Here is a 1,102-nt window from a genome sequence, read left to right on the forward strand (position 1 = left end):
AATTAACTAAAAATCAGATGAAAAGGCAATCTATTAAGCGGCTCAGAAAAAATGCTGGATGGGATGATTCTATTTTAACCACTATCTTATCTCAAAATTTTTCATGAGGTGACCCTGGGTTATAACAAAGGCCATCAATGAAAGCATGAAACGAAAAGCAGATGAGTTAAGCGAGGAGCCGTCTACTACTGAATGCCAACCCGTAGCCAAAAAACAAAAAATGTTGCCCATAGTCCTCCAACAAGCCATCACCAATTTGCAGCTCAAGCGCTATGAAAAAGCGGCACTTTTTCTTAATGCAGATCCGGATTTAACTATGCAGATAATTGATGGTTTAGCCCTCATGCCCAATTCTCTACCTTTTATAAGCTACCTCCACCATAATCAAAAACGCAATCTTGAACATCAAGCGCTGCTTGATAAAATTTTGTTGAATGAAAACTTTAGCGCTTATTTAAGCGGTAAAGAAGTAAGCAGCAGTTTAAAATGTTCTTTAGAGCAGTACACTGACTCCCGCGCACAGCTTAGCACAGAAGAAATTATGGTTTATCTCATGGATGCTTTAGCAAAAAATTATTATCAAATTATCCCCGCTTTGTGGGCTAACCAAACAGTTATTGCTTATTTGAAGGGCGAGCAAACGGTCATTTCAATAAGGACAAAAGAGGGAACGATAGAAGAGCATCATTGCACGCTTAGTCCTGAACAATGGGCAACCTACTTTAAAATGATTGTATTTTCTCAGCACCCCCTACTGCTCAAAGAGATGGAGGCTTCCTTTTACACTAGGTTCTCCGCATTGAATAATCAACAGATTAAAAATAAACTGGTTGAAGCTATTGAGCAGCACCGCTCAGACAACAATGAATTCTATTTAGAAATAGCTTTTAGTTATTATTTAAGCATTAAGAAATTTAATGCAGCCCATTTGCTTTTAATTAACTCTCACTCAAATTTTCTTTTAAAAATAGCCGAAAGCTTTCTTAATTACTCATGTTACGCACATAAACTTGTAGTTTGACTAAAAAGCATTAGAATTCCGCCCTTAATTTTAGGGAGGGAATTAAATGGATATGCTTGATCTTTATAGTGATTATTTGAT

At 36.7% G+C, this 1,102-nt stretch carries 1 protein-coding gene; it reads left to right on the top strand.

Annotated elements, in window-relative coordinates; translation table 11 throughout:
* Positions 1 to 145 precede the first annotated feature (145 nt).
* The gene (locus tag ELY15_RS15955) at positions 146 to 1,021 is read left to right on the top strand and encodes a hypothetical protein (protein ID WP_127101761.1); all 876 of its coding nucleotides are present in this window, start codon (positions 146 to 148) and stop codon (positions 1,019 to 1,021) included.
* Positions 1,022 to 1,102: the final 81 nt, after the last annotated feature.

The organism is Legionella sp. km772 (assembly GCF_003989735.1).
In the GTDB taxonomy this organism is placed as follows: domain Bacteria; phylum Pseudomonadota; class Gammaproteobacteria; order Legionellales; family Legionellaceae; genus Legionella.

Excerpts from the sequence above, each read along its gene's own strand:
- ELY15_RS15955 (WP_127101761.1), top strand. The coding sequence starts at position 146 with ATGAAACGAAAAGCAGATGAGTTAAGCGAGGAGCCGTCTACTACTGAA.